Source organism: Collimonas fungivorans Ter331 (genome assembly GCF_000221045.1).
Classification (GTDB): domain Bacteria; phylum Pseudomonadota; class Gammaproteobacteria; order Burkholderiales; family Burkholderiaceae_D; genus Collimonas; species Collimonas fungivorans_A.
On the sequence record NC_015856.1, the window covers coordinates 4,252,859 to 4,265,755 of the forward strand.

Sequence of the window (12,897 nt, forward strand, 5' to 3'; positions counted from 1 at the left end):
TGCATCTTCCTGATGCAAAACCAGCGTCCCGCTACAGCCGCCTGTCCTGGTTCGCGCTGATTTCCATTCCTGCCTAACGTAATTGGGTTGCGCATTGCACCAAAAAGTTCCTTTTTATTATTGCCATTTTAGGAACAGTCAATTTCCAATATGGCCATTTATTGTTGATCGTGAAGCCTCTACACTTTGTTTCATCGATGGACGCAACACACAAGCAACCGCAGCAAATGCAAGTGCGCCGCTCACCGAGGCAGGACCCGACGGGCTGCACCAAGCCTGTTCCGCCGAGCCCGCTGCCATCAACCTTATCGGAGAAAAAGATGAACATGAAACAAGTTATCGCAGGTTTTGCAATTTTGGCTGCCGCTGGCAGCGCTTTGGCCGACGCTCCATATCCTCCTGAAACACCGTTTGCGTCGACCAAATCGCGCGCCGATGTCCAGGCTGAACTGGTGCAGGCCCAGAAAGACGGTTCGCTGGCAGTGGCCCGCAACCAGTACCCTGTCGTTGCAGCCGTAGGCCAGCCGGAAACCCGTGCCGAGGTAGTGAGCCAGCTCAACAAGGCAGAGCCGTCGGTCTATAACGGCAACTAAGCTGCAATTAAGTTGTAGAAGCATCTGATGCAACACTGATCCAGCGAGTTTCAGAGTTACACAAAACGCCAGCCTAGCTGGCGTTTTGCTATTATTCAGTCACATCCTCGTTCACCGCGTAACCCGGGGTTTTAGTGTAGTGCAAGCGCTGCCGGCAAATAAGCGTTCAGACCTCTCTAATCATTACAATTTGGGTTCCCATGCGGTCATATCCTGTCTTCCAGCGTACCCCCTCAGCCAGGCTGCTGCTCGCCGCTTCCCTGGCGCTGCAGTTGCTGCTGTTAAGCGCCTGCGCCGACTTTTCCGGCATCGACAAGCAATCCAGATTGACCGATGGCAACTCGCTTTCCGGCGGCGCCACACTGGCCAACCTCAGCCAGACCGCATGGCCGACCGGCGCCTGGTGGCAAAATTATCGCGATCCGCAGCTCGATACCCTGGTGCAGCAAGCCGTGGCCGGCAGCCCCAGCCTGAAGATCGCCCAGGCGCGCATCCGCCAGGCGTCGTCGCTGGCCGGCGTGGCGCGCGCCGCTACCTTGCCCAAGGTCGGCGCCGAAGCGACCAGCACGCGCGGCTTGTATTCCTCCGAATATATCTTCCCGCCGCCGCTGGGCGGCAGCTGGAACTGGGACAATGAAATCACCGTCAAGGCCAGCTACGATCTCGACTTGTGGGACAAGGACCGCAGCGCGCTCGAATCGGCGCTCGATACCGTCCACGTCAGCGCTGCCGAAGCCCGCAGCGCCCAGCTGAACCTGGAAGTGGCGGTAGTGCGCGGCTACCTGCAGCTGGCGACCCAATACGCGCTGCGCGATATCGCCGTCACCACGCTGGCGCAGCAAACCTTGATCGCCAGCTTCGCCCAGCGCCGGCTGGCGGCAGGTCTCGGCACCCGGCTGGAAGTCAGCCAGGCCGAAACCGCGTTGCCGGACGCGCGCGCCAACATCGAAAAAATCGATGAAAACATCGCCCTGCTGCGCAACCAGATTGCAGCCTTGAGCGGCCAAGGCCCCGGCAGCGGCGAAGCAATCCAGCGGCCGCAGCTGGCGGCCCGCCTGGTCGGCGCCGACCACAGCGCGCCGCTGGCTATCGGCTTGCCCGACAATGTGCCGGCGCACCTGGTCGGCCGCCGTCCAGACGTGATTGCGCAACGCTGGCGAGTGGAGGCGATGGACAAGAATATCGATGTCGCCAAGGCCGCGTTTTATCCGGACATCAATATTTCCGCCTTCGTCGGCCTGCAAGCGCTCGGCTTCACCAACTTCCTCAGCGCCTCGTCCGCGGTGCGCGGCGCCGGTCCGGCGATTTCGCTGCCGATTTTTGAAGGCGGCCGCCTGCGCGCCAACCTCGGCGCCCAGACCGCCGCCCTCGACGGCGCCATTGAAAGCTACAACAACACGCTGGTGCAGGCGCTGCAAAGCGTGGCCGACCAGATCATCAGGCTGAAATCACAGCAACAGCAGCGCGCGCAGTCGGAACAGGCGCTGGCGCTGTCGAAGCAATCCTATGACCTGGCCATGCGCGGCTACCAGGCCGGCCTGACTGCCAATATCAATGTGATCCAGACCCAGCTGGTCCTGCTGCAGCAGCAGATACGGGTAGCGCAGATCCGCGCCAGTTACCTCGACAGCTGGGCGCAGCTGATGCAGGCGCTGGGCGGCGGCCTCGGCGACGATTTGCCGCAACCGGCCGATGCGGTCGCGGCGGAAAAATAAGCGGCGCCCATCATGACAATCGTGAACGACGTCGCAAGCAACCGCGAAAGCTGGCCGGACCACCTGAAACATGCCGCCGTCAGCTGGCTGGAAGGCCATGGCCAGAACCTGCTGTATGTCAGCAAGATCCTGCTGGCGACCCTGCTGGCGCTGGGCCTGTCGCTGCTGTTCGACCTGTCCAAGCCGGGCACCGCGATGGTCACCGTGATCATCGTGCTGCAGCCGCGCAGCGGCCTGGTGCTGGCCAAGGGGTTTTACCGTTTCATCGGCACCGCGGTCGGCGTCATCATGTCGATCATCCTGGCCGCCTCGTTTTCGCAGCAGCCGATCCTGTTCCTGGCGGCCGGCGCCTGCTGGCTAGCGTTCTGCACCGCCGGTTCGACCGTCTTCCGCAACTTCCAGTCGTATGCCTTCGTGCTGGCCGGCTACACCCTGGTCATCGTCGGCCTGCCGGCGGCGCTGCAGCCGGACCAGGCTTTCGACATCGCCATGACGCGCCTGAGCGAAGTGATGCTGGGCCTGCTGTGCGCCGGCGTGGTCAGCGACGTGCTGTTTCCCAAGCGCCTGTCCGACGTCCTGCTGCTGACGGTGCGCAAGCGTTTCGCCGATTTCAAGACCTTCATTGCCCTCGATGACGTAGCCCCCAGTTCCCGGCCGGCGCGCGAACGCATGGTGCTGCGCTTTATCGGCGAAGTCATTACGCTGGAAGCGCTGCGCACCTCATCGGTGTTCGAAAGCGCAACCGGCCACCTGCAAAGCTTGCAGCTGCGCCAGCTGAACAACGCCTTCATGACCGCCTCCACCACATTCCATTCGCTCGACCAGCTGTTCGGCCGCCTGCAAAACGGCGGCAAGCAAAGCACGCTGAAAGCCTTGCTGATGGAGTACCAGGCCATCGTGCGCGCCCTCTCCAGCCAGGACCGCACGCTGCTGGCGCAAGTGCGCCGAGGGCTGCCGCAGCGCCTGACAGCCCTGCGCCGCGGCCTGGCGGCGGCCCACAACAGCGCCAGCGATAGCAGCCATATCCTCGATTTCGACTCTGCCACCGAGTTGCTGGCCAGGTTCGCCGATGAGCTGCAGGTCTATGCAAGAATCCATGCCGTCGTGATCCAGGCCGACATGCACATGCCCGACGACGTCCAGCTGCCGGCGCATTATGTAGCACGCACCGACCCGACGCTGGTGGTGACCTCGGCGCTGCGGGCGGCGATCGGCTTCGGCATATCGTCGCTGTTCTGGCTCGAATCGGGCTGGGTGTCGGGCGCCGATGCGGTGGTCATGGCGACGGTCGTCAGCGCCCTGTTTGCCGCCGCGCCCTCTCCCATCAAGATCGTGCGGCAATTCATGATCGGCGGCGCGCTGGGCGGATTTTTTGGTTTCCTGTCGGCCTACTACCTGCAATCGCAAGCCGAAAATTTCACCATGCTGTGCATCGCGCTGGCGCCGTTCATCCTGATCGGCGCCTGGCTCACCACCACCAAGAAATATTCCGGCGTCGGCACCGGCATCCTGCTTTTCTTCTTTTCCTACGCCAGCATCGGCAACAACTACCAGTTCGACATGCTGGCGCTGCTCAACGGCATGGCCGGCGGCCTGATCGGCGTCGCCGTCGCATCGGTCCTGTACCAGATCATCGATCCTTCCGACAGCCGCTGGATCAAGCGCCGCCTGGCCCGTGCCCTGCGGCGCCAGGTGGAGGAAGCCTGCGGCCGGCCGCTGCCAGGTCTGCTGGGACGTTTTGAAAGCGGCACCCGCGACCTGTTGTCGCGTTTTGCCATCACCCACTCGCTGGATAATCCGGATGACCGCGACATCATGACCTGGCTGCTGTCGGTGCTGGAAATCGGCCGCGCCGTCATCCAGCTGCGCCTGGAGATGCTGGCCGTCGCGGACCGCCAGGCGCATGACAAAATCGCACAATGCGTACGCAGCATCGCCTACCTGTTTGCCCGCCCCAGCCAGGTCCGCCTGCGCGCCGCGCTGGATGCCGTGCTGGCGGCGATCGCGGTCTGCAGCGAGCTGCCGGCGGTGCTGGCCAACCTGCACCTGATGCGTGGCGCCATGCTGGAGCGTGTCACCGTGCTGACGCCGGCCGAAACCTCAACCAATACTTCGGAGACTTGACCATGCCGCGCGAAATCGCACTACTCGATGCGCTCATCCCGACCTTGCTGCTGGTGTTCATCGGCTGCCTGTTCCTGCAGATGGCGATCGACTGGATCTTCACCCGCCTCGGCCTGTTCCGTTATGTCTGGCATCCCAGCCTGTTCCGGATCGCCCTGTTCTTTTGTATTTTCGGCGGCGCCGGTTTACTGTTGCACGCCGCCTGATTTGCCATAAAAATTCGCCGTAAAAATTTACCTTTAGGTCGACATGAAATCTTCAAGCATTATAAAAACCCTGCTGCAAGTGGCGATTACGCTGATTGTGGTGCTGATTGCCTTCCTGCTGGTGCGCGCGCTGTGGGACCGCTACATGAATACGCCTTGGACCCGCGACGGCCGGGTACGCGCCGACGTCATCAGCGTTGCTGCCGATGTCTCCGGCATCGTGGTGGCGGTGCCAGTGGTCGACAACAGTTATGTACACAAAGGCGACCTGCTGATGAAGATCGACCCGGCGCGTTATGCGCTGGCGCTGGCGCAAGCCGAAGCGACGGTAGCCGAACGACGCATCGGGCTGAGCACCAAGCAGCGCGACGCGGCACGCCGCGCCAAGCTGGACGGCGACGTGATTTCCAATGAAAACCGGGAAAATTCCAGCGCCGACGCCTCCGCCGCCCAGGCCCAGTACCAGGCCGCCCTGGCAGCGCGCGACAGCGCCAGGCTGAACCTGGACCGCACCGAAATCCGCGCTACCGTAGACGGCTGGATCACCAACCTCAATGTGCATGCCGGCGATTTCGCCCAGGCCGGCACGCCCAAGCTGGCGGTGATCGACGCCAATTCGTTCTGGGTGTACGGTTATTTCGAAGAAAACAAGCTGCCCTTGATGAAGGTCGGCGACGCCGTCGACATGCGCCTGCTCGGCAGCGAGCAACTGATCAACGGCCATATCGACAGCATTTCGCGCGGCATTACCGATCGCGACAATGCGCTGGGCAGCTACGGCCTGGCGAACGTGAATCCCAGCTTCAACTGGGTCCGGCTGGCGCAGCGCGTGCCGGTGCGCATCCATATCGACAAGGTGCCGGACGGCATCACGCTGGCGGCCGGCATGACTTGCACAGTGATCGTCAAACCCGGCGAGCCAAAGCCGCAAAAATGACTGGCGGCCGCTTCCTGTCCTAATCCGCCCGCATCTAGGGCGTAGGGTGGGCAGGTTTTTCTGCCCACGCTGAATTGGCGCGCTCCCGCGTGGGCACAGGGTGCCCACCCTACCAGTTCGTACAAATAAAAAAATGCCGTTCAGGTTTCACTGAACGGCATTACCGCTATGCGCGATTTGTTTCCTGGGAAAAATCCCTGCAACAAGCAAGGATATTTGACTTAAAATCAATAACAATCATCTGCAATGAAAACTGCTGCGGCAAATCCGGTCGGAAGCTGCTTTGCCGTTGCTTCTGTCTTGAAGGTTTGCCGGCCGCCGGATCGCCGGCCGCCGCAACCGCATAAAACCAGGATATCCATATCCACCTTCAGGAGGCACATGAGCGCTGCACCATCACAACATGCCGACCTGAATCCGCCGCCGGCCGCCAAACGCGCGTACCTGGCGGACCTGGTAGCCGGGCTGTCGATCGCCGGCCTGCTGCTGCCGGAGGCGGTCGCCTATTCCAGCATCGCCAACCTGCCGCCGCAGACCGGGGTGATCGCCTTGTTCGCCGGCCTGCTATGCTACGGCCTGTTTGGCAGCAGCCGCTTTGCCATCGTCTCCGCCACCTCTTCCTCGGCCGCGGTGCTGGCGGCGGCCACGGCATCCATGGCAAACGGGGACACCGGCCTGCGCATGACGCTGGCAATCGGGCTGGTGATGGTTACCGGGCTGTTTTTCCTGCTGGCCGGGCTGGCGCGGCTGGGCGGCATCACCGATTTCATCGCCAAGCCGGTATTGCGAGGTTTCGCATTCGGCCTGGCGCTGGTCATCATTCTCAAGCAGTTCGCCGGCGTGGTCGGGGTCCATCCGCTACACAACGACATGACCCGCTTCATCCCCGAGCTGGCGGTGCAGATCGGCAGCTGGAACTGGATCAGCGTCGCCGTGATGGCGGCGGCGCTGGCGTTGCTGTATCTGTTTGCACGCCTGCGTCGGCTGCCGGGCGCGCTGCTGGTGATCGTCATCGGCGTCGCCGCCGGCCAATGGCTGCACCTGACCCAGTATGGCGTCGGCCTGGTCGGCAGCATCCACCTGCAGCTGGCGACGCCGGCGCTGCCGCTGCTGTCGCGCGCTGACTGGCTGCGCCTGGGCGAGCTGGGTTTCGCCATGGGCATGATCCTGTATGCCGAATCGTATGGCGCCATCCGCAGCTTCGCCATCAAGCATGGCGACCCGGTGGCGCCCAACCGCGACCTGCTGGCGCTGGGCGCATCCAACCTGCTGTCCGGCCTGTTCCACGGCATGCCGGTCGGCGCCGGTTATTCCGCCACTTCCGCCAACGAAGCCGCCGGCGCCACCTCGCGCCTGTCGGGCTGGGTGGCGGCGCTGGTGATGCTGGCGATTGTCCTGACCTTGCTGCCGGCGATTGCCCTGACGCCGGAACCGGTGCTGGCGGCAATCGTGATACACGCCGTCGGCCATACCCTCAATCCGGCCATCTTCCGCCCTTACTTCCTGTGGCGCCGCGATCGCCTGGTGGTGATCGCTTCCGTCATCGCCGTGCTGCTGCTGGGCGTGCTGGACGGCTTGCTGGCCTCGATCGCGATCAGCCTGCTGATGATGCTGCGCCAGTTTTCAGAATCGACCATCTCGGTGCTGGGCCAGCTCGGACAAGGCCACGACTATGTCAACCTGCGTACCCACCCGGAAGCGCAGGCGGTGCCCGGGGTCATGATCCTGCGCCCGAACGAACCGCTGTTTTTCGCCAACGCCGAGCGCATCCTGGGCCAGGCGCGCCAGAACATCTTGACGGCGGCAGCGCCGGTGCATACCGTGATCCTCAGCCTGGAAGAATCGCCCGACCTGGACAGCTCCAGCCTGGAAGGCTTGCATGACTTTTTCGTTTTCGCCGGCAGCCGCGGCTTGCGCCTGTTGCTGGCGCGCCTCAAGGATCCGGTCTACGACATCATGAAAAATGCAGTCGCCCCCGGCTTTCCACTGGCGTCCCTGAGCGCGCTGAGCGTAGCGGAAGCGGTGCACCTGGCGCGAGCCGCCCAGCAGGCTGCCAACCAAACTATCGAAACACGACCCGGAGAATGACCATGCGTGCATGCTGGAAAACATTGGCGGCCTCGCTGTGCGCCGCATTGACGATCACTGCCGCGGCGGCAGCGGATGCGGCAGAGATTGCCTTTTCCTCTCAGCGCGATTTCACCGAAATCAGCCTGACCATCAAGGATACCTATAACGCCAACCCGGATTCGGTTGCGCTGGAAATCACGCTCAGCCAGGATGCCCAGCAGCGCATGGCCGCGGCCAGCGGCGCCGCGCTGGAGCAGGACCTGACCGTGCTCATCGATGGCAAGGCGGTCAGCACTTCGCATGTGCAAAGCGTGGTCGATACGCCGCAATTGCGGGTGGCCATGTCGAGGCAGGCTGCCATGGATCTGTTGCCGGCCCTGCTCGGCATGAATGCCGCGGCAAATCCGCAAGGCGGACCGGCGGCGCCGGTGGTGCTGGCGGCGCCCGCAGCGGCCGATACCCATGCGCCCCTGCTCGCTGCCGCGCCATATGTGGTCCAGGCTCATGAGGTGACGCCGCCGTCGGTTGCGGAATCGCCGGCAGAAGCCGCGCCGATGCTGGCGCCCACGGCGCAAGAAGCGGTCCTGGCGGCGGGCGCGCCGCCGGATCTTGCAACGCCTCCCGCGCCAGATCCGGCGCCGGCGGATGCCGTGCCGGCACTGCCGCCTCCTCCGCCGCCACCGCTGGCGATCCCTTCATGGGCGCTGGGAGCCTGGCTGCCGACCAGCGCCACCGCTTCGCCCTATGCCGACATCAACCAGGGCGACCCGGTGGCGATCTACGCCAACGCCGTCGACGCCATCAACTGCAACCGCGCCAGGCTGTCGATACTGGACAGCAGCAATGCACGGGTGCGATTGCAGCTGGCCCCGGACAGCCAGTGCGTGATCTCCGGCGTGCCGGTCGACCGGCTGCAGCTTTCGCCGGCGCTGGAACCCGGCAAGATCGCGATTTCACTTTATAGCCGGCAAGACGACATGAACGGACCGCCATCCAAAGAGAGCATTTATCGCCGCAGATAAGCGGGCTGCCGGGTGGCCCAGCAAACGCCGTTGCGCGCGGGCACGCGGCAACGGCGTTTAAGAATTTCCGATACTATAGCGGATCGATTGGCAAATTAGCAGAATGACATCGCGTACCTGAAACTCATTGCAGCTTTACGAGTCTCAGCCAGGCGGGTGACAGTCATGTGAAATACCACGGTGCTGTAGCGTCTCCGGACTTCTGATCAATCTATTCACGGCCAATATTTATGCAACGCTACACAACCCCCGCCATTGTGCTGCACTGGCTGGTCGCCATCCTTATCGTCGCCACCTTTGCCCTCGGCCTGACCATGGTCGATATCCCGGGCCTGACGCCCACCAAGCTGAAATATTTTTCCTGGCACAAATGGCTGGGCGTGACCGTGCTGGGGCTGGCCTGCGTGCGCCTGCTGTGGCGCAAGACGCAAGGCGCGCCGCCTTATCCGGACAGCATGCAGCCATGGCAGCAGCGCGCCGCGCACGGCCTGCACATCCTCTTGTATATCCTGATTTTTGCGGTGCCGATCTCGGGCTATTTCTACAGCCTGGCCGCCGGCGTGCCGGTGACCTATCTCGGCCTGTTTCCGATGCCGGTGCTGATAGCGCCGAATCCGGACCTGAAACCGGTCCTGAAACTGGTCCATTACACACTCAACATGATCATGCTGGGCGCGGTTTCCCTGCATGTGCTGGCGGCGCTCAAACACCATTTCATCGATCGCGACGGCGTGCTGAAACGCATGCTGCCTTGAACATACCTATCCATCACAAGGAATACTCCATGACACATTTTCTGTTGCGCACCACTGCCCTCGGCCTGCTCGCCCTCGGCGCCGCCCTGCCGGCCATCGCCACTCCCCTGAAACCCGACCTCGCCAAGAGCAACGTCACCATCGTGTTCAAGCAGATGAACGTACCGGTGGAAGCCAAGTTCAAGCAGTTCACGGCGCAGATCGATTTCGACAGCGCTCAGCCTGCAGCCGCCAAAGCCAGCGTCGACATCGCCATCCCGAGCTTCGACCTGGGCGATCCTGAATACAATAAAGAAGTGCTGAAGAAAGAATGGTTCAACGCTGCCCAGTTCGCCAAGGCCAGTTTTGTCGCCAGCTCGATCAAAGCCAGCGCAGGCGCGCCGGCCGGCAGCAAATACGACGTCGCCGGCAAGCTGACCATCAAGGGCAAGACCACCGATGTCAGCTTCCCGCTGAGCGTCAAGAAAGAAGGCGGCGCCCAAGTCTTCGACGGCAGCCTGCCGATCAAGCGCCTCACCTACAATATCGGTGAAGGCGAGTGGAAAGACACCAGCATGGTAGCTGACGAAATCGTCATCAAGTTTCACCTCGTAGCAAACTAACAGCGTATTTTTCTCTCATCCAAAGGGTAATCAATAATGAAACTGAAACTCATCATCGCCTCTTTGCTGGCGGCCAGCGCAGCCAGTGCATTCGCCGCGGCCGACACTTACACCATCGACCCCAACCATACTTACCCGAGCTTCACCGCCGACCACATGGGCATCTCCTTCTGGCGCGGGAAATTCGAAAAGACCAGCGGCAGCGTGACGCTGGACCGGGCCGCCAAGACCGGTTCCGTCGATATCCGCATCGATGCAAGCTCGCTCGATTTCGGCCATGCCAAGATGAACGAACATGCATCCGGCCCTGACATATTCGACGTCAAGAAATACCCTGACGTCACCTACAAAGGCACTTCGGTCAAATTTGACGGCGACAAGCCGGTCGCGGTCGACGGCGAACTGACCCTGCACGGCGTCACCAAGCCGGTCACGCTGACCATCAATTCGTTCAAGTGCATCCAGCATCCGATGCTGAAACGCGAAGTCTGCGGCGCCGATGCAAGCGCCTCCTTCAACCGCAGCGACTTCGGCATCACCTACGGCTTGCCGATGTTCTCGCCGGAAGTGAAGCTGGCGATCCAGGTCGAAGGCATCAAGACCAACTGATCCGGTTACAGCCTGTAGCTGGCATGAAGCCGAGCGGCATGTCGCCGCTCGGCTTTTTTCATTTCCGGGCCAGAAACGGCAATTCATCGTCATGTAACACAGGCCCGATAAAATCCTGGCTTCGCTTTCCATTTCGCGGAGCAAGCCATGTCCTCCAGCAATTCCCCTGCCTTCAAACGCCGCAATTTCCTGCGCACCGCCGCTGCCGGCGCCGGCGTGCTGCTGACCGGCGCGCCGCTGCACAAGGCCATCGCGCAGAGCGGCGCGCCGGCCCTGGTTACTTCGGACCGGCTGCGGCCGCAACTGCCCAGCGGCGTGATGAGCGGCGACATTACGCGCGACAAGGCGATTATCTGGAGCCGCGCCGACCGCCCCTCGCGCATGGTGGTGGAGTACGCCAGCAACGAAAATTTCCAGGATGCGCATACGCTGCAAGGGCCGCTGGCCCTTTCCGGCAGCGACTATTCGGCCAGGGTCGACCTCACCGGCCTGCCCAGCGGACAAACCGTCTTTTATCGCGTGCGCTTCCAGGACATCCAGAATCCGTCGGTCTACAGCGCACCGCTGAGCGGCAGCCTGCTGATCCCCGGCGGCGCCGAGCGCGACATCACTTTCGCCTTCTCCGGCGACGAGGCCGGCCAAGGCTGGGGCATCAACGAGGCCTGGGGCGGCTACCGGATCTATGAAACGATGCGCCGCTTCAAACCCGATTTTTTCATTCACTCAGGCGACCAGATCTACGCCGACGGCGTCATCGAAAAAGAAGTCAGGCTGGACGACGGCACGCTCTGGCAAAACCTGGTGACGCCGGCCAAGTCCAAGGTAGCCGAAACGCTGGACGACTATCGCGGCAATTTTGCCTATAACCTGCTGGACGCCAACAAGCTCCGCTTCGCCGCGGAAGTGCCGTTCCTGGTGCAATGGGACGACCACGAGGTGCGCAACAACTGGTATCCGGGCCAGAAAATCGGCGCGGCGGAAAAACGCTACCAGGAACGCGACCTGTCGACCTTGGCCGTCAACGCCAAGCGGGCGATGTTCGAATATAACCCGTTCCGGATCGAACCCAGCGATCCCGAACGGGTTTACCGCATGTTCAACTACGGCCCGCTGCTGGAAGTGTTCATGCTCGACGAACGCAGCTACCGCGGCGCCAACTCCAGCAACCGCCAGGGCGTCCTGACGCAGGATGCGGCTTTTCTCGGCGCCGCCCAATTGCGCTGGATCAAACAGGCTTTGCTGCGCTCGCGCTCGACCTGGAAAGTGATCGCCAGCGACATGCCGATCTCGATCGTGGTGCCGGACCTCAACCCGGATGTGCCGCAAGGCACGTTCGAGGCCTGGGCCAACAACGACCACGGCAAGCCGCTCGGACGCGAGCTGGAAGTGGCCGACCTGCTCAAGTTCATCAAGCAGCACGACATCAAGAACGTGGTGTGGGTCACCGCCGATGTGCACTACGCTTCGGCCACCTACTACATGCCCGAGAAAGCCAGCTTCACCGACTTCAAGCCGTTCTGGGAATTCGTCGGCGGCCCGCTGCATGCCGGTACTTTCGGTCCGGGCGAAATCGACCGCACTTTCGGCCCCGACGTGCGCTACGTCAGCATCCCCAGCGACATGAAACAGAACCGCCCGCCCAGCGAGCTGCTGCAATTCTTCGGCGTCGGCAAGATCGACGCCAAAAGCAAGGTCATGACGGTATCCCTGCACGACATCGACGGCAAGGACCTGTTCAAGATCGACCTCCATCCCGAGGTGTAGCAATTACCCTGTTGGCCCGGCTCCAACAGACAGTGCCGGCTTGCTCGCGCCGGGGTGAAGCGCTACCATACGGCTGACTTTGCCAACCCGTGATGCGCGCCCATGTTCCGCCTGCCCCGTTCCTTGCGTCAGCTAGCTGTCTGCCTGGCCATGTTTGCAGCATTGCTGCCAAGCGTGGTGCAGCTGCTGCCGGCCGCCCACGGCCAGCCGCTGGGACTGGGCGAACTGTGCAGCACTGCCGGCCACGTCAAGGCGCCTGGGCCCGACAGCCCGGCGGCGCCGGACCAGGACCATCAAGGCCATTGCCTGCTGTGCTTCATCCACGCGGCCGACCTCGGCCTGCCGCCCAGCCTCAACCTGTGGCAAGCCACTGCCAGCACCGGCGTCGACCTGGCGCCAACCTCATCCATTCCGCACGCCAGTGTCGTCTGGCTCATGCCGCAATCGCGCGGCCCGCCCGTCTTTTCTTGATTTTGTCAGCTAGTGCAAGCTCCCTGCCC

The 12,897-nt window shown here is 62.5% G+C and carries 12 protein-coding genes; all 12 read left to right on the forward strand.

Annotated elements, in window-relative coordinates; genetic code table 11:
* The first annotated feature begins 326 nt into the window (after positions 1-326).
* The 12 genes from CFU_RS18915 (at position 327) to CFU_RS18975 (ending at position 12,868) form a co-directional block, all read left to right on the forward strand.
* A complete protein-coding gene (locus CFU_RS18915) occupies positions 327-593 on the forward strand; it encodes a DUF4148 domain-containing protein (protein WP_238531345.1) in 267 nt (88 codons plus the stop codon).
* Between the two features lie 200 nt (positions 594-793).
* Positions 794-2,308 (forward strand): efflux transporter outer membrane subunit, encoded by a 1,515-nt coding sequence (locus tag CFU_RS18920; protein ID WP_014007615.1) that lies wholly within the window; start codon positions 794-796, stop codon positions 2,306-2,308.
* A 12-nt stretch (positions 2,309-2,320) separates the two neighbouring features.
* Positions 2,321-4,432, forward strand: a complete 2,112-nt coding sequence (locus CFU_RS18925; protein WP_014007616.1) for an FUSC family protein — start codon at positions 2,321-2,323, stop codon at positions 4,430-4,432.
* A gap of 2 nt (positions 4,433-4,434) precedes the next feature.
* Entirely contained in the window at positions 4,435-4,638 is a 204-nt protein-coding gene (locus CFU_RS18930; protein WP_041742414.1) for a DUF1656 domain-containing protein, read from the forward strand.
* Between the two features lie 43 nt (positions 4,639-4,681).
* On the forward strand, positions 4,682-5,575 hold the full coding sequence (locus tag CFU_RS18935) for an efflux RND transporter periplasmic adaptor subunit (RefSeq protein ID WP_014007618.1): 894 nt from the start codon (positions 4,682-4,684) through the stop codon (positions 5,573-5,575).
* A gap of 381 nt (positions 5,576-5,956) precedes the next feature.
* On the forward strand, positions 5,957-7,663 hold the full coding sequence (locus CFU_RS18940) for a SulP family inorganic anion transporter (RefSeq protein ID WP_148264888.1): 1,707 nt from the start codon (positions 5,957-5,959) through the stop codon (positions 7,661-7,663).
* Between the two features lie 2 nt (positions 7,664-7,665).
* On the forward strand, positions 7,666-8,667 hold the full coding sequence (locus CFU_RS23460) for a hypothetical protein (RefSeq protein WP_148264889.1): 1,002 nt from the start codon (positions 7,666-7,668) through the stop codon (positions 8,665-8,667).
* 230 nt (positions 8,668-8,897) lie between these two features.
* A complete protein-coding gene (locus tag CFU_RS18955; RefSeq protein ID WP_014007621.1) occupies positions 8,898-9,422 on the forward strand; it encodes a cytochrome b in 525 nt (174 codons plus the stop codon).
* A 29-nt stretch (positions 9,423-9,451) separates the two neighbouring features.
* The gene (locus CFU_RS18960; protein ID WP_041742416.1) at positions 9,452-10,024 is read left to right on the forward strand and encodes a YceI family protein; all 573 of its coding nucleotides are present in this window, start codon (positions 9,452-9,454) and stop codon (positions 10,022-10,024) included.
* A 36-nt stretch (positions 10,025-10,060) separates the two neighbouring features.
* Positions 10,061-10,633 carry a YceI family protein gene (locus CFU_RS18965; RefSeq protein ID WP_014007623.1) on the forward strand — a complete coding sequence of 191 codons (573 nt, stop codon included), beginning with the start codon at positions 10,061-10,063 and terminating at the stop codon, positions 10,631-10,633.
* Positions 10,634-10,780: 147 nt separating this feature from the next.
* Positions 10,781-12,397 carry an alkaline phosphatase D family protein gene (locus CFU_RS18970; RefSeq protein WP_014007624.1) on the forward strand — a complete coding sequence of 539 codons (1,617 nt, stop codon included), beginning with the start codon at positions 10,781-10,783 and terminating at the stop codon, positions 12,395-12,397.
* A gap of 102 nt (positions 12,398-12,499) precedes the next feature.
* On the forward strand, positions 12,500-12,868 hold the full coding sequence (locus CFU_RS18975) for a DUF2946 family protein (RefSeq protein ID WP_014007625.1): 369 nt from the start codon (positions 12,500-12,502) through the stop codon (positions 12,866-12,868).
* Positions 12,869-12,897 lie beyond the last annotated feature (29 nt).

Bases quoted from the DNA above. Each gene is read 5' to 3' on its own strand.
- CFU_RS18915 (WP_238531345.1), top strand. From the start codon at position 327: ATGAAACAAGTTATCGCAGGTTTTGCAATTTTGGCTGCCGCTGGCAGC.
- CFU_RS18920 (WP_014007615.1), top strand. From the start codon at position 794: ATGCGGTCATATCCTGTCTTCCAGCGTACCCCCTCAGCCAGGCTGCTG.
- CFU_RS18925 (WP_014007616.1), top strand. From the start codon at position 2,321: ATGACAATCGTGAACGACGTCGCAAGCAACCGCGAAAGCTGGCCGGAC.
- CFU_RS18930 (WP_041742414.1), top strand. From the start codon at position 4,435: ATGCCGCGCGAAATCGCACTACTCGATGCGCTCATCCCGACCTTGCTG.
- CFU_RS18935 (WP_014007618.1), top strand. From the start codon at position 4,682: ATGAAATCTTCAAGCATTATAAAAACCCTGCTGCAAGTGGCGATTACG.
- CFU_RS18940 (WP_148264888.1), top strand. From the start codon at position 5,957: ATGAGCGCTGCACCATCACAACATGCCGACCTGAATCCGCCGCCGGCC.
- CFU_RS23460 (WP_148264889.1), top strand. From the start codon at position 7,666: ATGCGTGCATGCTGGAAAACATTGGCGGCCTCGCTGTGCGCCGCATTG.
- CFU_RS18955 (WP_014007621.1), top strand. From the start codon at position 8,898: ATGCAACGCTACACAACCCCCGCCATTGTGCTGCACTGGCTGGTCGCC.
- CFU_RS18960 (WP_041742416.1), top strand. From the start codon at position 9,452: ATGACACATTTTCTGTTGCGCACCACTGCCCTCGGCCTGCTCGCCCTC.
- CFU_RS18965 (WP_014007623.1), top strand. From the start codon at position 10,061: ATGAAACTGAAACTCATCATCGCCTCTTTGCTGGCGGCCAGCGCAGCC.
- CFU_RS18970 (WP_014007624.1), top strand. From the start codon at position 10,781: ATGTCCTCCAGCAATTCCCCTGCCTTCAAACGCCGCAATTTCCTGCGC.
- CFU_RS18975 (WP_014007625.1), top strand. From the start codon at position 12,500: ATGTTCCGCCTGCCCCGTTCCTTGCGTCAGCTAGCTGTCTGCCTGGCC.